The organism is Nonomuraea sp. NPDC005650 (assembly GCF_040605375.1).
Taxonomy (GTDB): domain Bacteria; phylum Actinomycetota; class Actinomycetes; order Streptosporangiales; family Streptosporangiaceae; genus Nonomuraea.
In genome coordinates this window covers 1-22249 of the sequence record NZ_JBEXCR010000010.1, presented here as the reverse complement: position 1 = coordinate 22249, position 22249 = coordinate 1, and the positions used below count along the sequence as shown (strand labels likewise).

18 protein-coding genes, 2 tRNA genes, 1 rRNA gene and 1 riboswitch are annotated in these 22249 nt (G+C 68.4%); of the genes, 18 read left to right on the top strand and 3 right to left on the bottom strand.

What is annotated here, in order from left to right; all coding sequences use genetic code 11:
• Positions 1 to 15 precede the first annotated feature (15 nt).
• The gene (locus ABZS69_RS18575; protein WP_355373467.1) at positions 16 to 1131 is read left to right on the top strand and encodes a PP2C family protein-serine/threonine phosphatase; all 1116 of its coding nucleotides are present in this window, start codon (positions 16 to 18) and stop codon (positions 1129 to 1131) included.
• A 127-nt stretch (positions 1132 to 1258) separates the two neighbouring features.
• On the opposite strand, the gene ABZS69_RS18570 is transcribed toward ABZS69_RS18575, so the two are convergent.
• On the bottom strand, positions 1259 to 1855 hold the full coding sequence (locus ABZS69_RS18570; protein ID WP_355373464.1) for a response regulator transcription factor: 597 nt from the start codon (positions 1853 to 1855) through the stop codon (positions 1259 to 1261).
• Between the two features lie 156 nt (positions 1856 to 2011).
• On the opposite strand from ABZS69_RS18570, the gene ABZS69_RS18565 reads away from it, so the two are divergent.
• Positions 2012 to 3316, top strand: a complete 1305-nt coding sequence (locus ABZS69_RS18565) for a M50 family metallopeptidase (RefSeq protein WP_355373461.1) — start codon at positions 2012 to 2014, stop codon at positions 3314 to 3316.
• A 314-nt stretch (positions 3317 to 3630) separates the two neighbouring features.
• Positions 3631 to 5976 (top strand): PQQ-binding-like beta-propeller repeat protein, encoded by a 2346-nt coding sequence (locus ABZS69_RS18560; protein WP_355373458.1) that lies wholly within the window; start codon positions 3631 to 3633, stop codon positions 5974 to 5976.
• A gap of 57 nt (positions 5977 to 6033) precedes the next feature.
• Here ABZS69_RS18560 and ABZS69_RS18555 read toward each other — a convergent pair.
• Positions 6034 to 6110, bottom strand: a tRNA-Pro gene (locus tag ABZS69_RS18555).
• An 89-nt stretch (positions 6111 to 6199) separates the two neighbouring features.
• Between ABZS69_RS18555 and ABZS69_RS18550 the strand changes: the two genes are divergently transcribed.
• From ABZS69_RS18550 to ABZS69_RS18515, 8 genes are all read left to right on the top strand, one after another.
• Positions 6200 to 6273 (top strand) — tRNA-Gly (locus ABZS69_RS18550).
• Between the two features lie 126 nt (positions 6274 to 6399).
• The gene (locus ABZS69_RS18545) at positions 6400 to 6822 is read left to right on the top strand and encodes a nuclear transport factor 2 family protein (RefSeq protein WP_355373455.1); all 423 of its coding nucleotides are present in this window, start codon (positions 6400 to 6402) and stop codon (positions 6820 to 6822) included.
• Between the two features lie 191 nt (positions 6823 to 7013).
• Positions 7014 to 7640, top strand: a complete 627-nt coding sequence (locus ABZS69_RS18540) for a uridine kinase (RefSeq protein ID WP_355373452.1) — start codon at positions 7014 to 7016, stop codon at positions 7638 to 7640.
• Between the two features lie 38 nt (positions 7641 to 7678).
• Entirely contained in the window at positions 7679 to 8989 is a 1311-nt protein-coding gene (locus ABZS69_RS18535) for a TrpB-like pyridoxal phosphate-dependent enzyme (RefSeq protein ID WP_355373449.1), read from the top strand.
• Positions 8990 to 9248: 259 nt separating this feature from the next.
• Positions 9249 to 10028, top strand: coding sequence for a DeoR/GlpR family DNA-binding transcription regulator (locus tag ABZS69_RS18530; protein WP_355373446.1), 780 nt, complete (start codon positions 9249 to 9251; stop codon positions 10026 to 10028).
• A complete protein-coding gene (galT, locus tag ABZS69_RS18525; protein ID WP_355373443.1) occupies positions 10025 to 11104 on the top strand; it encodes a galactose-1-phosphate uridylyltransferase in 1080 nt (359 codons plus the stop codon). Before ABZS69_RS18530 ends, galT begins: the two co-directional genes overlap by 4 nt.
• Before the next feature lie 64 nt (positions 11105 to 11168).
• Positions 11169 to 11310, top strand: a riboswitch (cyclic di-AMP (ydaO/yuaA leader).
• A gap of 5 nt (positions 11311 to 11315) precedes the next feature.
• Complete coding sequence (locus ABZS69_RS18520; RefSeq protein WP_355373441.1) at positions 11316 to 12272, top strand: hypothetical protein; 957 nt, start codon at positions 11316 to 11318, stop codon at positions 12270 to 12272.
• Positions 12273 to 12317: 45 nt separating this feature from the next.
• On the top strand, positions 12318 to 12821 hold the full coding sequence (locus ABZS69_RS18515) for a DinB family protein (protein WP_355373438.1): 504 nt from the start codon (positions 12318 to 12320) through the stop codon (positions 12819 to 12821).
• Between the two features lie 19 nt (positions 12822 to 12840).
• Here ABZS69_RS18515 and ABZS69_RS18510 read toward each other — a convergent pair whose 3' ends face one another.
• A complete protein-coding gene (locus tag ABZS69_RS18510) occupies positions 12841 to 13317 on the bottom strand; it encodes an ATP-binding protein (RefSeq protein ID WP_355373435.1) in 477 nt (158 codons plus the stop codon).
• A gap of 233 nt (positions 13318 to 13550) precedes the next feature.
• Here ABZS69_RS18510 and ABZS69_RS18505 point away from each other — a divergent pair, with 233 nt between their 5' ends.
• The 7 genes from ABZS69_RS18505 to ABZS69_RS18475 form a co-directional block, all read left to right on the top strand.
• On the top strand, positions 13551 to 14417 hold the full coding sequence (locus ABZS69_RS18505; protein ID WP_355373432.1) for a helix-turn-helix transcriptional regulator: 867 nt from the start codon (positions 13551 to 13553) through the stop codon (positions 14415 to 14417).
• Between the two features lie 200 nt (positions 14418 to 14617).
• Positions 14618 to 16006: a trigger factor gene (gene tig, locus ABZS69_RS18500; RefSeq protein WP_355373429.1), complete on the top strand. Its 1389-nt coding sequence runs from the start codon at positions 14618 to 14620 to the stop codon at positions 16004 to 16006.
• Positions 16007 to 16350: 344 nt separating this feature from the next.
• Positions 16351 to 16983, top strand: coding sequence for an ATP-dependent Clp protease proteolytic subunit (locus tag ABZS69_RS18495; RefSeq protein WP_355374172.1), 633 nt, complete (start codon positions 16351 to 16353; stop codon positions 16981 to 16983).
• 14 nt (positions 16984 to 16997) lie between these two features.
• Positions 16998 to 17621 carry an ATP-dependent Clp protease proteolytic subunit gene (locus tag ABZS69_RS18490; RefSeq protein ID WP_355373426.1) on the top strand — a complete coding sequence of 208 codons (624 nt, stop codon included), beginning with the start codon at positions 16998 to 17000 and terminating at the stop codon, positions 17619 to 17621.
• Between the two features lie 184 nt (positions 17622 to 17805).
• Entirely contained in the window at positions 17806 to 19089 is a 1284-nt protein-coding gene (gene clpX / locus ABZS69_RS18485) for an ATP-dependent Clp protease ATP-binding subunit ClpX (protein ID WP_188192332.1), read from the top strand.
• An 81-nt stretch (positions 19090 to 19170) separates the two neighbouring features.
• Positions 19171 to 21735 (top strand): valine--tRNA ligase, encoded by a 2565-nt coding sequence (locus ABZS69_RS18480; RefSeq protein ID WP_355373422.1) that lies wholly within the window; start codon positions 19171 to 19173, stop codon positions 21733 to 21735.
• A gap of 425 nt (positions 21736 to 22160) precedes the next feature.
• Positions 22161 to 22249, top strand: a 16S ribosomal RNA gene (locus ABZS69_RS18475); the annotation flags it as partial.

The window sequence follows — 22249 nt, the reverse complement described above, 5'->3', positions numbered from 1 at the left end:
ACAGTCAGGCGCATCATGAGTACCCGTCCGGCGCCGCTGATCCCGCCACGGGTCCGCGCGGTCTTGGTGCGGGTGCCGTTTCTGGTGGCTGCCGTGCGGTTCGTCCGGCGTGGCCCGCTGGCCCGCGACCGCAACCTGCTCGTCGCGCTGACGGCGCTCGCGCTCGTCATCGGGTTCCTGGCGGCGAAGGTGTCGACCGAATGGTTCTCGCCGTCGCTGCTCATCCTGGTCACCCTGGTCGGCGGTCTCCAGCTCCGGCTGGGCAGCCTGGTCAAGTTGCTGGTGGGGGTCGGGGTCGCGCTCGGCTACATCGCGATCACGCTGGGCGTGGGCCGCGTCGGCCTGGGGCTCATGGTGACGATCGGGTTCACCACTGTGCTGGCCGTGCTCATGGCGCGCACCAGGGGCAAGCTGGGCGTTCAGGGGCTGCGCGGCGACGCGATGCTGCTGGAGCTGCGCGACCGGCTCAAGAGCCAGGGCGAGCTGCCCGCGCTGCCGAAGGACTGGGGCGGCAAGGTCGTGCTCAAGCAGGCGGGCGGGTCCTCGTTCGGCGGCGACTTCCTGGTCTCCATGCGCGACGGCAACTCCGTCGAGATCGCGCTGGTCGACGTGTCCGGCAAAGGGGTCGACGCGGGCACCAGGGCGCTGCTGCTGTCGGGCACGTTCGGCGGGCTGCTCGGCTCGGTCGAGGACTTCCTGCCCGCGTGCAACACCTACCTGCACCGGCAGCGGGGCGACGAAGGCTTCGTGACCGCGGTGCACGTACGCCTCGACCTCGACACCGGCGACTACACGATCACCTCGGCCGGTCACCCGCCGGTGGTGAAGTTCGACGCGGGCACGGGGAACTGGCAGGTGGCCTCGGCCAAGGGCGTGGTGCTCGGCGTCGTCCCCGACCTGCACTGCGAGCCCGACAGCGGCACTCTGCGCAAGGGCGACGCGCTGCTGCTCTACACCGACGGGCTGATCGAGCAGCCGGGGCGCGACATCGACGCCGGGCTCGACAGGCTGCTCGGCGAGGCGGAGCGGCTGCTGCCGTCCGGCTTCCGCGACGGCGCCAGGGCCCTGGTCAACGCCATGGCCTCGGGGCACAACGACGACTGCGCGCTCGTGCTGATCTGGCGGCCCTAGGCCGCTCCCGCCCGGTGACGTTTCACACGGGGCGGTCGTGATGGCGCTCACTGGCAGCGTGCTCGCCGTGCTGAGATCCTCGAGGGGTTCGGGCCCGGCGGAGCGGCGCGGCTCCACCGGACCCGTCTCAGATCCACCCGGAGTCGCTCGCGATGCGTACGGCGTCGAGACGGTTGCGGGCGCCCGTCTTGCACATGATCCGCGACAGATGGTTACGCACAGTGCCCACCGACAGGAAGAGCTGATCGGCGATCTCCGTCGAACGCGCCCCGCCCGCGGCGATCCGCAGCACGTCGAGCTCCCGCCGGGTCAGCGGGTTCGTCGCGCATTGGAACGCGGCCACGGCCAGCTCCGCCTCGATGGCCCGGCGGCCCTCCGCGACCTGGCGCACCCCCTCGGCCAGGCGCTCCGGCCGTACGCACAGGCTCATGAACCCCAGCGCCGGCCCGGACAGCGCCTTGCGCACCTGCCCGGGGTTGGGCTGGGCCGACAGCATCAGCACCCCGCAGCGCGGCGCCTGCTCCGCCAACTGGACGGCCACCGGCAGCCCCGGCAGGTCGAGGTCGACGACCGCCACGTCCGGCCCGTACGCCAGCGCCGCCCGCACCGCCTCCTCGGGGCACCCGACCTCGGCGACGACGCGCAGATCGGGCTCGGCACTCAAAGTGGCGAGCAGGCCGCGGCGGACCAAGGGCAGGTGCTCGGCTATCAGTATCTGAATCAAGACGTCCCCCTCCGTCGTAACTCAGAGTGATTGTTTGATAGCGGACTGTCAATCCTCTCTAAATGGCACGCAAGCCGTGGAGCAGGGCTCGTTCGACTACCCTGGGGCTGTCGGACGGTTCGTCCGCCCCTGTCGTCGGCTACGGAGCGCGCATAGATGAACTGGCTCTACATCGTGGGGATCATCCTCTTTCTCCTCGGGCTGATGTTCTCCATCGCGTTGCACGAGATCGGCCACCTCGTGCCGGCCAAGATCTTCGGCGTCAAGGTGACCCAGTACATGGTCGGCTTCGGCTCGACCGCCTGGTCACGGCGGAAGGGCGAGACCGAGTACGGCATCAAGTGGATCCCGTTCGGCGGCTACATCCGCATGATCGGCATGCTGCCGCCGCGCCCGGGCGACGACCCGACCAAGCTCAGGAGCACTTCGACGGGGCCGTTCCAGGGCCTCATCGACTCGGCGCGCGACGCCGCGCAGGAGGAGGTGCGCCCCGGCGACGAGGACCGGGTCTTCTACCGGAAGAAGTGGTGGCAGAAGGTCATCATCATGTCCGGCGGCCCGGCGATGAACTTCGTGCTCGCGTTCATCTTCTTCAGCATCCTGCTGGTCGGCATCGGCCTGCCCACCTGGGCGCCGGTCGTGTCGCCCGAGACCGACACGTGCGTGATCCCGATCTCGGAGCACCGCACCACGTGCAAGTCCAGCGACCAGCCCACCCCCGCCGCCCAGGCGGGCATGAAGCCCGGTGACCGCATGGTCGCCTTCGACGGCCAGAAGATCGCCTCCTGGGAGGACGCCACCCGCCTGATCCGCTCCCACGGGCCCGGTCCGGTCGCGCTCGGCATCGTCCGCGACGGCAAGCCCATGACGCTCAACGTCACGCTCATCGCCCAGGACCGCCCCAACCTCCAGGACCCGAAGAAGATCGACAAGAACGTCGGCTTCCTCGGCGTGCTGCCCACCGAGGTCATGCAGCAGCAGAGCATCGGCCAGGTCCTCGGCTACATGGGCGAGCTGACGGGCCGGGTGGCGGGCTCGATCCTCAACCTGCCGCAGAAGATGGTCGGCGTCTGGCAGGCGGCCTTCTCCGGCGAGGCACGCGACCCCGAGGGCCCGGTGGGCGTGGTCGGCGCGGGCCGCATGGGCGGCGAGATCCTCGCCTCCGACCTGTCCAACGAGAAGAAGATCGCCATCTTCGTCAACCTGCTGGCCGGGTTCAACCTGGCGATCGGCCTGTTCAACCTCATCCCGCTGCTGCCGCTCGACGGCGGTCACGTCGCCGGCGGGTTGTGGGAGGGCATCAAGCGGGCGTACGCCAAGATCATGCGACGGCCGGAGCCCGCGTACGTGGACATCGCGAAGGTGCTGCCGCTGACGTACGCGATCGCGTTCGTCATGATGATCATGGCCGGCCTGCTGGTCTACGCCGACCTGGTCAACCCGCTCACGCTGACGGGCTGACGCCTCCGTCGTGGACGCCCTGGGACGGGGCTGCGCGCCCTCTGCCTCGCGCTGCCGGAGGTCGCCGAACGGCTCAGCCACGGGGAGCCGACCTGGTTCGTCCGGGGGAAGAGGACGTTCGTGATGTTCGCCGACCACCACCACGACGACCGGATCGCCTTCTGGTGCGCCGCGCCTCCAGGGGCGCAGGGGGAAGTACCGCCAGATCGCCCCGAAGTCGCTGATCGCCCGCATGCCCTGACCTTGAATGCGAGCAGGGCCGCCGGTCGCGGCCCTTGACGATCATGTGGCGCGGTGGCTAAGTAGGTGACCCTATGCACCCCCTCAGAGCTGACGACCCACGGTGGGTCGGCGGATACCGCATCATCACCCGCCTCGGCGCCGGCGGGATGGGCCAGGTCTATCTCGCCAGATCCCGCTCCGGCCGCGAGGTGGCGCTCAAGCTCGTCCACCCGGGAATGGCCGAGGACACGGAGTTCCGGACCCGCTTCCGCCGTGAGGTGACGGCGGCGCGTGCGGTGAGCGGAGCCTTCACCGCCCCGGTGATCGATGCCGATCCTGACGCGCCCGTACCCTGGCTGGCCACCGTCTACCTGCATGGCCTGTCCCTGCAGCGGGCCGTCACGGAGCACGGCCCGTTGCCGGTGGACAGCGTGTTCGCGCTCGGCGCCGGCCTGGCCGAGGCGTTGGAGGCCATCCACCAGGCCGGCGTGGTGCATCGTGACCTGACGCCGTCCAACGTGATCCTGACCCCCGACGGTCCCAGGGTGATCGACTTCGGCATAGCCAGAGCGGCGGGAACCGGCACGGTGACCGCCTCCGGATCCGTCCTCGGCTCTCCCGGCTTCATGGCGCCCGAGCAGGCCACCGGGCGCGTGGAGACCAGTGCCGCGACCGACGTGTTCGCGCTCGGCGCAGTGCTCGTCTACGCGCTCACCGGCGTGGGCCCGTTCGGGCTCGGCGCGATCGAGGCGTTGATCTACCGGATCGTGCACGAGGAACCCCGGCTGGACGGGATAGCGGATCCGAACCTGCGGGACCTCGTCGCCGCCTGCCTGGTCAAGGAGCCGGAGTTCCGACCCACCCCAGGGCGGATCCTGGAACGGCTGTCACCGCACGTCCCCCAGATGGAGATGCTGCAGGGCACCTCATGGCTGCCGTCCGACCTGGGCGCCTCCGTCACGCGACGCCTGGACCAGCCGCCCGCCGCGCCGCCGGAGGTCCCGGCCACGCGACGTCTGGAGGAGCAGCCCGCGACCCCTGCCGCCGCCACCACCCGGCCGAAGCCTAGCGGCGCACCGCCTCCTTCCGGCCAGGGTCCGTCCAGGCGGCGGATCCTGGCATACGGACGCGCAGGTCTGGTCGTGGCGACGATCGGCGGGGTCGGTGCACTCATGGCATTCCCCCCAGAGTCGAAGACATCGGGCGACAGCTCCAAGCCGAAGACGCCGAGCGATGACTCGCCGGCCTCCCCGCGCGACACTTCGGAGCCCCCGCGCGTGAGCGCGCGGCAGGCGATCCGCTGGCGTACTCCGATGTCCTTCGGCATAGGTGGCAGACCCCTGGCCGTCGCGGGCGGTGTGGTGTTCACGACGGTCTTCGGCGGCACGGTGCGCGCGCTGGATCCCGACACGGGCAAGGTGCTGTGGTCGGCGCCCGGGTACGAGCCGGCGGGCGGACTAGACAGCTTGGTCCCCGTCGTGAAGAAGGGGGTCGTCTATCTTCGTGACAGGTTCTCCATCTCCGCCTACGGGCTCGAGAACGGCAAGTCCAGATGGAAGCGGAAGGTGGAGTCGCAAATCGAGCAGCAGCCGCCAGTCGTGGCCAAGGGGCTGGTCGTCGTGCAAGGACGGGAGAAGTTATCCGCTTACGACGCGGCGGACGGCACCTCTCGCTGGACGCGTGGCGGCAGCGGCCGCTACGAGGGGAGCTTCACGTCCGCGGGCGACCTGCTCTACGCCGGCTTCGGCGGCGATGCCACCGAGGTCCACGCCATCGAGATCACCACTGGACGCGTCCGGTGGAAGTGCGCCCTGCCAGGCAGTCCGAGCGGCGGCTTCGTAAGCCTCATGAAGTCCGGCGGATCGATCTACGCCAGGCTGAGTGACGGGACGATCCACGCCCTGGAGGCCGGATCCGGACGTCGACGGTGGAGCAGCGCGATGCGACTGCGCGAGTACACCGTCAGTGGCGACCTCGTCCCGGGGAGGGGTGTCGTATACAGCGTCGACGACACGGGAACCCTCTACGCCTTCGACGCCGACACCGGCGAGCGCCGCTGGCGGAGGCCGATCGCCACCGGCCTGGAGGACATGGACGTTATAGACAAGACTGTCTTGCCCGGTATCACGCCCGTACCGGCAGGCGAGCTGGTGTACGCGTACGACTTCAACCGGACCCTCCTCGCCATGGACACCGCCACAGGAAAGGTGCGGTGGCGGCAGACGGTGAAGGGGTCCTCTCTGGGGCGAGCGGTGGTCGCCGCCGGAGCCGTCCATCTCGCGAGCGCGGACGCGGTGTGCACCTTCGACCTGAAGAACGGCCGTCTCCTCAGAGAGGAACCGTTGCAGGACCCGGAGAGCCTGGCCGCCTCAGGAAAGACGCTCTACGTCACCGACGAAACCTCGGTGCTGGCCCTTCGGTGGCCTTCCGCCAAATGACACCCGTGCCGTTACACAAGCAAGCGGCCCTTTCCGGATGGAAAGGGCCGCTTGAGCTGGTCGGGGCGACAGGATTTGAACCTGCGACTTCTTGCTCCCAAAGCAAGCGCGCTGCCAAGCTGCGCCACGCCCCGCCTCGCCGAGTGCGCATGCGCTCCGGGACTCCGGTACGCTTACGCCCTGACGACCGGATGAAGTCTAGACCAGAGTTCGACCGGTTCGCGCGGACGTAGCTCAATGGTAGAGCCCTAGTCTTCCAAACTAGCTACGCGGGTTCGATTCCCGTCGTCCGCTCCAGAGTCGAAAGGCCAGGTCAGCCTCATGAGGCGACCTGGCCTTCGTGGTCTCCGCCACTTTCTGCCCGATCTTTCGTTACCTCCGAGGTAATCGACGCGCCGCACCCCGGGCCGAGAGGGTTGCGGCATGAGTGATGACACCCGTGACGTCGTGGAAGAGCTGCTGCGCCGGATGGCCGAGGGCGATCACGAGCGGACGGCCGAGTTGTTCGCCGAGCCGGTCGACTGGCAGCTCGACTGGCCCGCCGAGGGGCATCCGGCGGTGCCGTGGATCATTCCGAGGTCCAGCCGGGCCGATGTGGCGGATCATTTCCGGTCGCTGGAGGCCCATCACGTGCCCGAGCTGAACGGCACGTCGGTGACGCGGATCCTGGTCGACGGCACGCACGCCGTCGTGCTCGGAGAGATCGCGCAGACGGTGCGGGCCGGCGGCACGGCGTACACCTCGCCGTTCGCCCTGCACCTCACCGTTGAGGGCGGACTGGTCACCCGGTATCACATCTACGAGGACAGCCTCACGGTCGCGCGGGCGCTCGGCGGGCGGGTGTGAGCCGTTCCAGAGGGCCGGGGACGACCTGGCCGCCGGGCGTGTGCCTATACTCCGCAGGTGGCTGCTGAGGCGATCTTCGGGATTGCGACCCGGTACGAAGGCGATCCGGCTCGGGCGGCCGTCATCCTGCCCCGAGGGGGCTGCCTGACCGCCCGCCCCAGGGACGTGACCGCGGGCCCGCGTTCCTAGGCATGCGTGCGCGAGCGATCTCCCGTGACGGCCTGGTCGAGGAGCTGGCCGAGCTGGTCGCCGGGCGGCCGGGGTGGGTGCGGGTGGCCGTGGACGGGGCCCCGGCGGCGCGCCCCGAGACGCTGGCCGACGAGCTGGTCGCCCCGCTGAGGCTGCGCGGGCGGCCCGTGCTGCGCGTGTCGGCGGGCGACTTCCTGCGGCCCGCGTCGCTGCGTCTGGAACACGGCAGGACCGACCCCGACGCCTTCTACGAGGACTGGCTCGACGTCAAGGCGCTCCGGAGGGAAGTGCTGGAGCCCTTGGACGGGGGCGGCTCGGGACGGGTGCTGCCGCGGCTCTGGGACAGCCGCGTCGACCGGGCGTACCGGGCGCCGTACGAGGAGCTGCCCCCGGGCGGCGTGCTGGTCGTGGACGGGACGCTGCTGCTGGGACGGGGGCTGGCGTTCGAGGTGAGCGTGCACGTGTGGCTGTCGGCGGGGGCGCTGGAGCGCGGGACCCCCGAGGACGAGCGGTGGCGGCTGCCCGCGTACGAGCGGTACGAGCGCGAGGCACGGCCCCAGCAGGCCGCCGACGTCGTGGTCAGGGCCGATCACCCCGGCAGGCCGGCCGTCATGACCCGCGACGCGTGATGCTGGAATACGGAGCGTGAGCGGCGCACACTGGGGCGATGATCCCCAGCGACTGGTACAACATCGTTCCCGACCTGCCCGCTCCGCCTCCGCCGCCGCTGCATCCGGCGACGCGCGAGCCCGTGGGGCCCGGCGACCTGGCTCCGCTCTTCCCGATGGAGCTGATCGGGCAGGAGGTGAGCGGTGAGCGGTTCGTCCCGATCCCGCAAGAGGTGCTCGACGTCTACCGGCTCTGGCGGCCGACGCCGCTGATCCGGGCCCGCCGGCTGGAGAAGGCCCTCGGCACGCCGGCCAGGATCTACTACAAGTACGAGGGCGTCTCGCCCGCGGGCTCGCACAAGGCGAACACGGCCGTGCCCCAGGCGTACTACAACGCCCGCGAAGGCGTGCGGCTGCTGACCACGGAGACCGGTGCCGGGCAGTGGGGATCGGCCCTGGCGTTCGCCTGCTCCCAGTTCGACGTCGAGTGCCAGGTCTGGATGGTGCGCGCCTCGTACGACCAGAAGCCGTACCGCCGCTCTCTCATGCAGGTGTACGGCGCCACCGTCCACGCCAGCCCGTCACCCCTCACCGGCTCGGGCAGCAAGGTCCTGGCGGACGACCCGGACTCGCCCGGCAGCCTGGGGATCGCGATCAGCGAGGCCGTCGAGGTGGCCGCCGCCACGCCCGACGCCCGCTACGCGCTCGGCTCGGTCCTCAACCACGTGCTCATGCACCAGACCGTGATCGGCGAGGAGGCGCTGCAACAGCTGCCCGAGATGCCGGACCTGGTCATCGGCTGCACCGGAGGCGGCTCGAACTTCGCCGGCCTCACCTTCCCGTTCCTGCGCGAGAAGCTGGCCGGGCGGATCAGCACGGTGTTCAGGGCGGTCGAGCCGGCCGCCTGCCCGTCGTTCACGCGCGGCGTGTACGCCTACGACTTCGGCGACACCGCGGGCCTGACGCCGCTGCTCAAGATGCACACGCTGGGGCACGGGTTCGTCCCCGACCCGATCCACGCGGGCGGCCTGCGCTACCACGGCATGTCGCCGCTGCTGTCGCACATGTACGAGCTGGGCCTGTTCGAGGCCGTCACCCGTGCCCAGAGCGAGTGTTTCGAGGCCGGTGTCCGCTTCGCCAGGACCGAGGGCATCGTGCCCGCCCCGGAGCCCACGCACGCGCTCGCGGAGACGATCGCCGAGGCCCTGCTGTGCAAGGAGAGCGGCGAGGAGAAGGTGATCCTGACGGCGCTCTGCGGCCACGGCCACTTCGACCTGGCCGCGTACGACCGCTACCTGGCCGGGCGGCTGGAGGACTACACGCTCCCGCAGGACCGCATCGAGCAGGCCCTGTCCGAACTGCCCGGATGAGGGCGGGGTGGCCGCCGCGAGAGGCGGCCACCCGGTCAACGCGCCGTGGGGCGCTTGCCGTGGTTCGCCTTCTTCTTCTTGCGTGCCTTGCCCTTGCGTGAGCGCCTGGCCATAAGCTCGCCTCCGATGATCGGCCCAATGATCGGCTACGTCACGAGCCTCTCCCGCCCGCGCTGACCAGCGCAAGCGCAGCACGCGAACTAACATTCCCCAACAATTCCGTGTCATAATTTGGTGGAATCTGTTGGAAGGAGCGGGCGTGCTCGCACAGCAGCGTCAGCAGACGATCCTCGAACGCGTGCGCAGCAACGGCGGCGTCCGGGTCGCGGACCTGGTCCGCGAGCTCGGCGTGTCCGACATGACCATCCGCCGCGACCTCGAGGTGCTGGCGGAGCGCGGGCTGCTGGAGAAGGTGCACGGCGGCGCCACCGCGCTCGGCCCCGGCTCCACCGAGGAGCCGGGCTTCACCGCCAAGTCGGCCCGCCAGCAGCAGGAGAAGGAGGCCATCGCGCGCCGCGCGGCCGGCCTCGTCCGGCCCGGCACGGCCGTGGCGCTCTCGGCGGGCACCACCACGTGGGCGCTGGCCCGCCACCTGATCGCCGTCCCCGAGCTGACCGTGATCACCAACTCGATCCCCGTCGCCGAGGTCTTCCACCGCAACCCGCGTCCCGACCGCACGGTCGTGCTGACCGGCGGCGTACGCACGCCGTCCGACGCGCTGGTGGGCCCGGTGGCCGTGGCCGCGATCCGCCGCCTGCACGTGGACACGCTGTTCCTCGGGGTGCACGGGATGAGCGTGCGGGCCGGGTTCACCACCCCCAACCTGCTGGAGTCGGAGACCGACAGGGAGCTGGTGACGGCCGCCCACCGGCTGGTCGTCCCCGCCGACCACACGAAGTGGAACACGGTCGGCATCAGCACCATCGCCGAGCTGACCGAGGCCGACGTGGTCATCAGCGACGCGGGGCTGCCTGAGGACGCACGCATGGAGCTGGCCGAACGGGCCGGAGAACTGATCATCGCGGAGGGCTCGCCTTGAAGCGCACCATCACCCACCTGGCCGACGGCCGTGAGCTGATCTATTTCGATCGGCGGGACGACGCCGACAGGAGCGCGATCGACCGGCGGGTGCTCGACCCCCGGCCGGTGGCCTCCGAGTTGCGCTACGACCCGCTGACCGAGGAGTGGATCGCGATGGCGGGGCACCGGCAGACGCGCACGTTCCAGCCGACCGGCTCGGCGAACGAGTGCCCGCTGTGCCCGTCGTCGGCCACGAGGTCGACGGAGGTGCCGGCGTACGACTACGACGTGGCGGTGTTCGAGAACCGATTTCCCTCCTTCTCCGGAAATTTCGGGACTTATGTGGATCCAGGGGGCCTGAGTGGGGTCCGGCCGGGAGTCGGGCGGTGCGAGGTGGTCTGCTTCACCTCGGAGCATTCGTCGTCCTTCTCCAAGCTGACCGAGGACCAGGTGGAGCTGGTCATGGAGGCGTGGGCCGACCGGACGGCCGAGCTGTCCGGCATCGAGGGCGTGGAGCAGGTGTTCTGCTTCGAGAACCGGGGCGAGGAGATCGGCATCACGCTGGCCCACCCGCACGGCCAGATCTACGCGTACCCGTACGTCACGCCCAGGACCAAGCTCCAGCTCGCCGCCGCCAGGCGCTACACGAAGGGCAACCTGTTCGCCGACGTGCTGGCCGCCGAGCGGGCCGCCGGGACGCGCGTGGTGGCCGCCAACGAGCTGTGGACGGCGTTCGTGCCCGCCGCCGCGCGGTGGCCGTACGAGGTGCACATCTACCCGCACCGGCACGTGCCCGACCTGGCCGCGCTGACGGAGGAGGAGCGGTCGGCGTTCGCGCCGCTCTACACGTCGGTGTTGCGGGCCTTCGACGACCTGTTCGGCGTGGTGATGCCGTACATCTCGGCCTGGCACCAGGCGCCCGTGCGGCAGGACCGCGAGCTCGGCTACCTGCACCTGGAGCTGTTCAGCATCAGGCGGGCGCCGGGCAAGCTCAAGTACCTGGCCGGGTCGGAGTCCGCGATGGGGGCCTTTGTGAACGATGTGCTGCCGGAGGAGGCCGCACGGATGCTTCGATCACGAGTAGATCACTATTAGATTTCTAATGGGGGTCGCGTGACTCGTGATCTACCACTAATATCCCTTTTGTGGCTGCCGTAACAGCAGCCACACGCCTAATCCCGGGCGAGTCGCCCGGGAGCCGGGGACCCATCTGCACCTGGGGTGAATCCACTTCGGTGGTAGGGCACGCAGCTCCCAGCCCGAACCCGTCAGCTAACCCGGTCGGCAGAGGGAGAGGAACATCCACGTGGCGGCTCCGTCCCCCGCGGCCCTTGCCATCAGCCTGCTGGCCGCGGCCGCCGTCGGCCTCCTGCCGGCGACCGCGGCCTCGGCGGCCCCCAAGCCGTCCGAGACCGAGCTCCGCACCCAGCTCAAGCAGCTCAACGGCAAGGTCGACAAGCTCATCGAGCGGTACAACCTCAAGCGGGTCGAGCTGGCCAAGGCGCAGGAGGCCGCCAAGGCGGCCAAGGAGCGACTGGCCGCCGCGGAGCAGGCGCTGGCCACGGCCGAGCAGCGGGTCGGCGACCTCGCCAGGATGCGCTACCAGAACCACGACCCCTCGCTGCCCTCCGCCCTGATGGTCCAGAACGGGGGCGGCGCCGCCCTGCTCGAACAGCTGACGGCCGAGCAGCAGGCGCTGGTCCAGGGCGTGGCCAAGGCCCGTGACGACAAGCAGAGGGCTTCCGACGAGGCCGCCGCGCTCGCCACCCAGATCGGCGTGGACGCCAAGGACGTGGCCGCGCAGCGCGACGAGGCCGAGGACGTCATCGACGACATCAAGAAGAAGCTCCAGGACCTCGTGCCGTTCGGGCCCGGCCGTCAGGCCAACGGCAGCTGGGCGCCCGAGCTGCCCACAGGCTCGGACAACATCACGGCCCGTACCCGGCTGATGAAGGCGGAGCTGGAGAAGAACTTCAAGCTGCCGTTCTCGGTGGGCTGCTTCCGCTCGGGCTCAAGCGGCGAGCACCCGCTGGGGCGGGCCTGCGACTTCATGATGAGCAGCGGCGGCTCGATGCCGTCGGGCATCAACAACGCCCTGGGCGACCGCATCGCGGAGTGGGCGCTCAAGAACAAGGCCAAGCTCGGCGTCAAGTACGTGATCTGGAAGCAACGCATCAACATGGGCTCGGGCTGGCGGGGGATGTCGGACCGCGGCAGCGTCACCGAGAACCACTTCGATCACGTCCACATCTCGATGAACTGAGCCGATGCGCTGTGTCGACGCATCGGGGCCATAAGGTCGGACATCGTGACTGAAGACACCCGGATCCCGCCGCCCCTCACCGGTGACGAGCGGACCACGCTGAACAACTGGCTCGAATGGCACCGCGCCACCCTCGCCTTCAAGTGTGAGGGCCTGTCGGACGACCAGCTACGCCTGCGCTCCGCCTCGCCCTCGACCCTGTCCCTGCTCGGCCTGGTCAGGCACATGGCGCACGTCGAACGCAGCTGGTTCCGCCGCGTGCTGAACGGCGAGGACATTCCCAAGCTCTGGGACAAGGACCGCGACAACGACGCCGACTTCAAAGAGGTGGACACCGCCTCCGTCAAGGAGGCCTTCACCACGTGGGAGGAGGAGATCGAGCGCGCCCGCGCCATCTCGGCAGCCAAGCCGCTGGAGGCCGTCGGCGACCGCAACGGGCAGGTCTGCACCCATCGCTACATCCTCATCCACATGGTCGAGGAGTACGCCCGGCACAACGGTCACGCGGACCTGCTGCGCGAGCGCATCGACGGGGCGATCGGCGACTGACGGGGATCGGGGCCCCGGATCAGGGCTCGGTGCGGAACAGGGCCCACACGGCCTTGCCGCCGCGGGCCAGGGGGTCCCAGCCCCAGCACTGGCTGTAGGTCTCGACGATGTAGAGGCCGCGCCCGTTCTCCGAGATGAAGTCCGGCTCCTTGGGCCGCGGCACCTCGTCGCTGGGGTCGGCCACCGCCAGCAGCACGTGCGGCTGTACGCGCATCAGCAAGAGCTCGATCTCCCGCCGGCCCGCCGCGTACATCGCGTACCGCACCGCGTTCGTGACCAGCTCCGAGACCACCAGCGCGGCGTCGTCGCTCAGTTCTTGCAGGCCCCAGCCCTTGAGGGTCGAGCGGGTCACGTCCCTGGCCGTCTTCACGGAGTCGGCCTGAAAGGGCAACGGGCACGAGGTCGTGTACGGCTTGCCGCCCATGAGGAGGTGGTCGAAGCCCACTTCCCGGGTGATCTGCAAAGCATCGGCAGTGGTCAGAGGATCCTCCACCATTCTGCCGATACCTCCCCGTTCAGCCCGAGTTAGTGCATGTTTGGCCCAATATGCACTAAGCCATCATGGGTCACGATCGCTGCACCTGCAAGACCCAAATGCACGTGCACTTGCATTGTGCAGTAGCAAGCTCTGTTTTGGGGCATAACTCTGCGAATCGGACACGAGGTTGAGACCTTGTCATAACCGGCAATGTGGTGTCACTGTGTGTGCGGACCTTGATAGGAGGCAAAGTGACGCAGAACCAGCCGGGTTCCGGGCCGACGGCGCTGCGCATCCTCCTGGGCTCCCAGCTGCGTAAGCTCAGGGAAGCGAAGAACGTCACTCGTGAGGAGGCGGGCCACCTCATCCGTGGCTCGGAATCCAAGATCAGCCGCATGGAGCTGGGCCGAGTGGGGTTCAAAGAGCGGGACGTGGCGGATCTGCTGACCCTGTACGGGGTCATCGACAAGCAGGCCCGCTCCGCCGTACTCGACCTGGTCGCCACCGCCAACGAGCCTGGTTGGTGGCACCGGTTCAACGATGTCCTGCCCACGTGGTTCCAGGCGTTCGTCGGCCTTGAAGAGGCCGCCGCCAGGATCAGGACCTACGAAGTCCAGTTCGTGCCAGGACTCCTGCAGACCAAGGAGTACGCAAGGGCCGTCGTGACCGCCGGATCGGCGGGGATCGGGGCCGAGGAGATCTCCAGAAGAGTGGATCTCCGGCTGGAGCGCCAGCGGATGTTCGACAGACCTGACGGGCCAGTGTTCTGGGCCGTGATCGACGAGGCCGCGCTGCGACGCCCCATCGGCGGCGTCGAGGTGATGCGGGCCCAGATCGAGCACCTCATCGACTTGATGCGCCAGCCCAAAATCACGATTCAGATCATGCCGTTCAGTTTCGGCGGGCACAGCGCGGAAGGCGGGGCGTTCAGCGTCCTGCGCTTCCCCGACACCGACCTGCCCGACGTCGTGTACGTCGAGCAGTTGGCCAGCGCGCTCTACCTCGACAAACGTGAGGACGTGGACCGATACACCGAGGTGATGGAGCGGCTCTGCGCTGTGAGCACCACTCCGGACGAGACGGTCGAGCTCCTGCGGACGATCGCGGACGAGTTCTGACGGACGGTTACGGATGATCGCGGGCGACTTGTGACGGCGCGGACGTCGTTGTTGGGTACGCATCTGCCCTAGACTGGCCATCGGCGTTGGATCCCGCCGAAGCGGAGCATGCCCAACACCGCTCATGTGGGCGCGGCGCGTGTGCCGTTACCGATGGACGCGCCCGCGATCACTCGTAGCTTGATCAAGGAGACCATTCCGTGAAGACCGCTGTCGAGGAGCTCAGCCCGACCCGGGTCAAGCTCACTGTCGAGGTGCCGTTCGACGAGCTGCGCCCGAGCATGGATGCGGCGTACAAGAAGGTCGCGCAGCAGGTGCGCGTCCCCGGGTTCCGGCCTGGCAAGGTTCCGGCCCGCATCATCGAGCAGCGCTTCGGTCGGGCGGTGGTGCTGGAGGAGACCCTCAACGACGCGGTGCCCAAGCTGTACGGCAAGGCCGTCGACGAGCTCGACGTCTTCCCCGTCGCCCAGCCCGACATCGAGGTCACGAAGATCGACGACGGTGAGCAGATCGAGTTCACCGCCGAGGTCGACATCCGGCCCAACTTCGAGGTTCCCGCCTACCAGGGCCTCGAGGTCACGGTCGACTCCGCCGAGGTCTCCGACGAGGACGTCGACGCCCAGCTCGACGCGCTGCGCCAGCGCTTCGCGACGCTGGCCGGCGTCGAGCGCGCGGCCGCCAACGGCGACTTCGTCGTCATGGACCTGCGTGCCGAGATCAACGGCGACAACATCGAGGAGCAGCAGGCCAGCGAGGTCTCCTACGAGGTCGGCGCCGGCTCCGTGCTCCAGGGCCTGGACGCCGCGCTCGAGGGCATGTCCGCGGGCGAGGAGAAGAGCTTCAAGACCGAGCTGGTCGGCGGTGAGAACGCCGGCGAGGAAGCCGACGTGATCATCAGCGTCAAGTCGGTCAAGGAGAAGGTCCTGCCCGAGCTCGACGACGAGTTCGCCCAGCTCGCGAGCGAGTTCGACACGCTCGACGAGCTCAAGGCCAGCATCCGCGAGCAGGCCCGCCGCAACAAGCTGATCGACCAGGTCGTCCAGGCCCGCGAGAAGGCCCTCGACACGCTGCTGGAGCAGATCGACATCCCGCTGCCGGACAGCGCGCTCAAGGCCGAGATCGACGCCCGCCAGCACAACCTCAACCACCAGATCGCCGAGAGCGGCCTGAGCCGCGAGGCCTTCTTCCGTCTGTACCAGACGACGGAGGAGGAGCGCTTCGCCGAGTTCGAGACCAACTCCGCCCGCGCGATCAAGGTCGGCTTCGTGCTCGACAAGATCGTCAAGGCCGAGGAGCTGGGCGTCTCCGAGCAGGAGCTGACCAACTTCGTCGTGCGCCGCGCCATGGAGATGGGCGTTCAGCCCAACGAGCTGGCCAAGCACCTCGCCGACAACGACCAGCTCACGCTGGCCATGGTGGAGATCGTGCGCGACAAGGCCAAGGCGGTGCTCGGCGACGGGGCCAAGGTCGTCGACACCGAGGGCAACGAGGTGGACATCAAGGCGATCTACGCCGAGATCAACGGCCAGGAGGTCGTGGAGGAAGAGGCCGCCGAGGACACTCCCGCCGAGGAGAAGTCCGAGGCGTAACCGCCCTCTCGTTCGTTTCCGAAGCCCCCGGCCGTCCGGCTCGGGGGCTTCGGCCTTTTCCGGGGCGTTCATGGAAAGTTTTCCGGGGCGTTCAGGGAAAGAGCGTGCGGGCCGTGTGAGGCCCTCAGAGGGCTCGTGAGCATCCGAAGGGCCTCGACGGGGCCCAGGTGCCGGTGGCGCGCCCAGCAGGCCGTGCGCGGCGCTTCAGGGAGCCGAGCCCCAGGAGGGCGCGACGAACCTGCGCCGTCAGCGAACAGTCCCGGGGACCGGGCATGAGCTGTGCGCGGCGCGCGTTAAGGTCACAAGCAAAGCCAATCGATTACGACGCATCGGAAGGTGACGCTGTGACCAGCCCGCCGACCTTCTATCAGCCTGAGTCGCGAGGCCGTGAGAACGGCTCGTCCTTCCGGCTTGAGGACCAGCTTTACCAGCGCCTGCTCCGGGAGCGGATCATCGTGCTGGGGCAGGAAGTCAACGACGAGATCGCCAACCGGATCTGCGCCGAGCTCCTCCTGCTCGCGGCCGACGACCCCGACCGTGACATCACGCTCTACATCAACTCGCCGGGTGGCTCGGTGAGCGCTGGCATGGCCATCTACGACATGATGGAATACGTACCGAACGACGTTTCCACGGTTGTGATGGGCATGGCCGCCTCGATGGGGCAGTTCCTGCTCACCGCGGGCACCAAGGGCAAGCGGTACGCACTGCCCCATGCCAGGGTCATGATGCACCAGCCGTCCGGAGGCATCGGCGGCACCGCGGCCGACATCGCCATCCAGGCCGAGCAGATGCTCTATGTGAAGAAGACGCTGGCCGAGCGGATCGCCTTCCACACGGGCCAGCCGCTGGATCAGATCGAGGCCGATTCCGACCGCGACCGCTGGTTCACGGCCGAGGAAGCCAAGGACTACGGCTTCATCGACCACGTGGTCCGCAGTGCGCGGCAGGTGCCCTCGCAGGGCCCGGTCTCCTAAGGGGGAGTAGAGAAGTGAATATCCAGAGCCGCTACGTTCTCCCCTCCTTCGTCGAGCGCACGTCATATGGCGTGAAGGAGATGAACCCGTACAACAAGCTCTTCGAGGACCGCATCATCTTCCTCGGAGTGCAGATCGACGACGCGTCGGCCAACGACGTGATGGCCCAGCTGCTGACGCTGGAATCGCTCGACCCCGACCGTGACATCAGCATCTACATCAACTCGCCGGGTGGCTCCTTCACCGCCATGACGGCGATCTACGACACGATGCAGTTCGTCCGGCCGGAGATCCAGACCGTCTGCCTGGGCCAGGCAGCCTCGGCCGCGGCCGTGCTGCTGGCCGGCGGCACCCCGGGCAAGCGTTTCGCGCTGCCCAACGCCCGGGTGCTGATCCACCAGCCGTCCACCGAGGGTGGCGGCCAGGGCAGCGACATCGAGATCCAGGCCCGCGAGATCCTTCGCATGCGGTCCCTCCTCGAGGACATCGTGGCGAGGCACTCCGGGAAGACCTCCGCTGAAGTCCGCAAGGACATCGAACGCGACAAAATTCTCAACGCGGACGAGGCAAAGGCGTATGGTCTGATCGATGACATCATCCCGTCCAGGAAGAAGCGCGCTCAGGCCGTGGCTTCCTAGACGAGACGTGACGCACCGGGGCGCTGCCCAATAGGGCACGTTCCGGTGCGACTCGCCGCTAGGGGGCTCACTGAGGGCCCAGAAGACGGTAACGTCGAAACCTGAGCGGTTCGGCCAAGTCCGGAGGATGTCCGGAGACACTGCTCGCAGGAGCAGGGCGGTCCCACGCAAAGGAGTATCTGGGGTGGCACGCATCGGCGACGGGGGAGACCTGCTGAAGTGCTCTTTCTGCGGAAAGAGTCAGAAGCAAGTCAAGAAGCTCATTGCCGGTCCAGGCGTCTACATCTGCGATGAGTGCATCGATCTCTGCAACGAGATCATCGAGGAGGAGCTCTCCGAGTCCTCCGAGCTCAAGTGGGACAACCTGCCCAAGCCGAGGGAGATCTACGAGTTCCTCGACGCCTACGTCATCGGTCAGGACAAGGCGAAGAAGGCCCTCTCGGTGGCGGTCTACAACCACTACAAGCGGGTGCAGTCGGGCGACCGGGGCAGAGACGACGGCCTCGAGCTGGCCAAGAGCAACATCCTGCTGCTCGGCCCGACCGGTTCGGGCAAGACGCTGCTGGCGCAGACCCTGGCGAAGATGCTCAACGTGCCGTTCGCCATCGCCGACGCCACCGCGCTGACCGAGGCGGGATACGTCGGCGAGGATGTGGAGAACATCCTCCTCAAGCTCATCCAGGCCGCCGACTACGACGTCAAGAAGGCCGAGACCGGCATCATCTACATCGACGAGGTCGACAAGATCGCCCGCAAGAGCGAAAACCCGTCGATCACGCGCGACGTCTCCGGTGAGGGCGTGCAGCAGGCGCTGCTGAAGATCCTGGAGGGCACCACGGCGAGCGTGCCCCCGCAGGGCGGGCGCAAGCACCCGCACCAGGAGTTCATCCAGATCGACACCACCAACGTGCTGTTCATCTGTGGCGGTGCGTTCGCCGGTCTGGAAAAGATCATCGAGTCGCGCATCGGCAAGAAGGGCATCGGCTTCAACGCGATCATCCGGTCGAAGGAAGAGGTCGACACCGTCGACATCTTCGGCGACGTGATGCCGGAGGACCTGCTGAAGTTCGGCATGATCCCCGAGTTCGTCGGCCGTCTGCCGGTCATCACCTCGGTGCACAACCTCGATCGCGAGGCGCTCATCCAGATCCTCACCGAGCCGCGCAACGCGCTGGTCAAGCAGTACCGCAAGCTGCTCGAGCTCGACGGGGTGGAGCTGGAGTTCACCGACGGCGCCCTTGAGGCCATCGCCGACCAGGCCATCCTGCGCGGCACCGGCGCCCGCGGGCTGCGCGCGATCCTGGAGGAAGTGCTCCAGTCGGTGATGTACGAAGTGCCGTCGCGCCAGGACGTGGCCCGCGTGGTCATCACCCGGGAGTCCGTGCTCGAACACGCCATCCCGACTCTCGTACCCCGCGACCAGCTTGCCGCCAAGCAGCAGCGCACGCCGCGGGAAAAGTCGGCCTGATCCCATAAACCCAAGGCAAGCGCCCCGGCGGAGTCGATCCCTGGGGCGTTTCGCTTTCCCACCTCCCTAGAATTGGTCACCGTGAGAACGCCAGAGCTGCCCACCCAGTACACCCCGGCCGACGTCGAGACCCGGAGCTATGAGCGCTGGGTATCCCAGGGGTACTTCACCGCCGACCCGGGCAGCTCGCGCGTGCCGTACAGCATCGTCCTGCCCCCGCCCAACGTGACGGGCGTCCTGCACATCGGGCACGCGCTCGACCACTCCATCCAGGACGCGCTGACGCGGCGCGCCCGCATGGAGGGACGCGAGACCCTGTGGCTGCCCGGCATGGACCACGCCGGCATCGCCACCCAGAACGTCGTCGAGCGCGAGCTGGCCAAGCAGGGCAAGTCGCGCCACGACCTCGGGCGCGAGGCGTTCGTCGAGCGCGTCTGGGAGTGGAAGGAGGAGTCCGGCGGCCGGATCCTCGGCCAGATGCGCAAGCTCGGCGACGGCGTCGACTGGTCGCGCGAGCGGTTCACGATGGACCCAGGGCTCTCGCGGGCCGTGCAGACGATCTTCAAGAAGCTGTTCGACGACGGGCTGATCTACCGCGCCGAGCGGATCATCAACTGGTGCCCGCGCTGCCTGACCGCGCTGTCCGACATCGAGGTGGAGCACAGCGAGGACGAGGGCGAGCTCGTCTCGATCCGCTACTCCGACGAGATCGTGGTGGCCACCACGCGCGCCGAGACGATGCTCGGCGACACGGCCGTGGCCGTCCATCCCTCCGACGAGCGCTACGCGCACCTGGTCGGCACGATGGTGGAGCTGCCGCTCACCGGGCGCATGATCCCCGTGGTCGCCGACGAGCACGTCGACCCGGCCTTCGGCACCGGCGCGGTCAAGGTGACCCCCGCCCACGACCCCAACGACTTCGAGATCGGACGGCGTCATTCGCTGCCGTCGCTGACCGTCATGGACGAGCGCGGCATCATCACCGCGCACGGTCTCTTCCAGGGGCTCGACCGCTTCGAGGCCAGGCCCGCCGTCGTCGCCGCGCTGCGCGCCGAGGGGCGGATCGTCGCCGAGAAGCGCCCCTACCTCCACTCGGTCGGCCACTGCTCGCGCTGCAAGACGGTGGTCGAGCCCAGGCTGTCGCTGCAGTGGTTCGTGAACGTCGGGCCGCTGGCCAAGGAGGCCGGCGACGCCGTCCGCGACGGCCGCACCCGCATCCACCCGCCGGAGCTGGCCAAGCGCTACTTCGACTGGGTCGACGACATGCACGACTGGTGCATCTCCCGGCAGCTCTGGTGGGGGCACCGCATTCCGGTCTGGTACGGGCCGGACGGCGAGGTCGTGTGCGTGGGCCCCGACGAGGAGCCGCCCGCCGGCTACACCCAGGACACCGACGTCCTCGACACCTGGTTCTCCTCGGCGCTGTGGCCGTTCTCGACGCTCGGCTGGCCGGAGCGGACACCCGCGCTGGAGCGCTTCTACCCGACCTCCGTGCTGGTCACCGGATACGACATCCTGTTCTTCTGGGTGGCCAGGATGATGATGTTCGGGCTGTACGCCATGGACGGCGAGCCGCCGTTCCGCGTCGTCGCGCTGCACGGCATGGTCCGCGACCAGTACGGCAAGAAGATGTCCAAGTCGTTCGGCAACGTGGTCGATCCGCTCGACTGGATCGAACGCTTCGGCGCCGACGCCACCCGCTTCACCCTGCTGCGCGGGGCCAATCCCGGCGCCGACGTCGCGGTGAGCGAGGAGTGGGCGGCCGGCTCCCGCAACTTCTGCAACAAGATCTGGAACGCCACCAGGTTCGCCCTGATGAACGGCGCGGCCGTGGGATCGCTGGAAGGGGCCGAGCTGACGGCGGCCGACCGGTGGATCCTGTCGCGCCTGCAGTCCGTGGTGGCGGCCGCCGACGCGGCCTTCGAAGACTACGAGTTCGCCAAGGCGTCCGATCTGCTCTACCACTTCGCGTGGGACGAGGTCTGCGACTGGTACCTGGAGCTGGCCAAGATCCAGCTCGGTGAGGGGCTCGAACACACGAGGCTGGTGCTCGGCCACGTGTTCGACGCGCTGCTGCGGCTGCTGCATCCGCTCGTGCCGTTCGTGACGGAGGAGCTCTGGCGGGCCGTCACAGGTGGCGAGTCGATCGTGGTGGCCCCGTGGCCGGCGGTCGACGCCCGCTACACCGACGCCTCGGCAGAGGCGGAGATCGGCGCGTTGCAGGAGCTGGTGACGGAGGTCCGCAGGTTCCGCTCGGACCAGGGGCTCAAGCCGGGCCAGAAGGTCGCCGCCCGGCTCGGGCTGGCGGGCACACCGCTGGCCGGCCAGGAGAGTGCGATCCGCGCGCTGCTGCGTCTTACGGATCCGCCTGAGTCGTTCAGCGCCACGGCGAGCTTCACGGTGGGCGGGGTGACCGTGGAGATCGACACCGCGGGCGCCATCGACGTCGTGGCCGAGCGCAAGCGCCTGGAGAAGGACCTGGCCGTCGCCCGCAAGGAGGCCGCGCAGGTGGCCGCCAAGCTGGGGAACGAGCAGTTCATGGCCAAGGCCCCGGAAGACGTGGTGACCAAGGTCAGGAGCCGGGCCGAGCAGTCCGCCGCGGACATCGAGCGGCTTGAGGCACAGCTCGCCGGGCTCGGGGTTTGAACCATACGAACGCGGGGAAGGTCCATTCGTTACCGAAGATGGACCTTCGACGCCGTCGGGGCTGCTACAGTTTTAGACGTAGGGCGGTTGCCCTGACACCCCTTCTGATCGATCCCGGTTTTCGGGCGATTCCAGCCGGTTGGTTGGACAAGCGCCGAAAGTTGGAGTAAGTTAGCAGGGTTGCCTCGGAAGGGGCGAGTCCGGAACCTACCGGATCGGGCGGTTTGACAAGGATCGTCCGGATCTGGTAGACTGAAGGAAATGAAATGTGCGCCTCCGTGCTAGGGTCTCCTGAAGGATCTTGGCAAGGAAGTACGCGTCCGTTTCTTGAGAACTCAACAGTGTGTTAAAAGCCAGTGCATGAGTAACACATGCATATCCCCGTCATTATTGACGGTTATTGCTTGGATTCACAATCCAGACATTGTTTGGAGAGTTTGATCCTGGCTCAGGACGAACGCTGGCGGCGTGCTTAACACATGCAAGTCGAGCGGAAAGGCCCTTCGGGGTACTC

Excerpts from the sequence above, each read along its gene's own strand:
- ABZS69_RS18575 (WP_355373467.1), top strand. The coding sequence starts at position 16 with ATGAGTACCCGTCCGGCGCCGCTGATCCCGCCACGGGTCCGCGCGGTC.
- ABZS69_RS18565 (WP_355373461.1), top strand. The coding sequence starts at position 2,012 with ATGAACTGGCTCTACATCGTGGGGATCATCCTCTTTCTCCTCGGGCTG.
- ABZS69_RS18560 (WP_355373458.1), top strand. The coding sequence starts at position 3,631 with ATGCACCCCCTCAGAGCTGACGACCCACGGTGGGTCGGCGGATACCGC.
- ABZS69_RS18545 (WP_355373455.1), top strand. The coding sequence starts at position 6,400 with ATGAGTGATGACACCCGTGACGTCGTGGAAGAGCTGCTGCGCCGGATG.
- ABZS69_RS18540 (WP_355373452.1), top strand. The coding sequence starts at position 7,014 with ATGCGTGCGCGAGCGATCTCCCGTGACGGCCTGGTCGAGGAGCTGGCC.
- ABZS69_RS18535 (WP_355373449.1), top strand. The coding sequence starts at position 7,679 with ATGATCCCCAGCGACTGGTACAACATCGTTCCCGACCTGCCCGCTCCG.
- ABZS69_RS18510 (WP_355373435.1), bottom strand. The coding sequence starts at position 13,317 with ATGGTGGAGGATCCTCTGACCACTGCCGATGCTTTGCAGATCACCCGG.